This window comes from Motilimonas sp. 1_MG-2023 (genome assembly GCF_030547455.1).
Taxonomy (GTDB): domain Bacteria; phylum Pseudomonadota; class Gammaproteobacteria; order Enterobacterales; family CBDFNC01; genus Motilimonas.
The window spans coordinates 1-228 of record NZ_JAUOPX010000368.1; the positions used below are offsets into that span (position 1 = coordinate 1).

Annotated in this window: 1 pseudogene; it reads left to right on the top strand. The window is 47.8% G+C overall.

Going from position 1 to position 228, the window contains the following annotated elements:
• Nucleotides 1-228 (top strand): annotated as a pseudogene (locus tag Q4519_RS22320) (ABC transporter ATP-binding protein); the annotation flags it as partial.

Here is a 228-nt window from a genome sequence, read left to right on the forward strand (position 1 = left end):
GCCCACTTCGGCGGTTGATCCCGAAAATCGCCGCGAATTTTGGGACCGAGTATTTGATTTATGCGATCAAGGCACCACCATTTTAGTCTCAACCCATTATATGTATGAAGCCGAACGTTGCCATGGTTTGGCAATTTAAGAGCGCGGTATTAAACGTGCCGACGGCACGCCGCAACAAATGATGGATGCAAATAATGCACAAGTGGTTGAAGTAGCGGGAGAAGATCT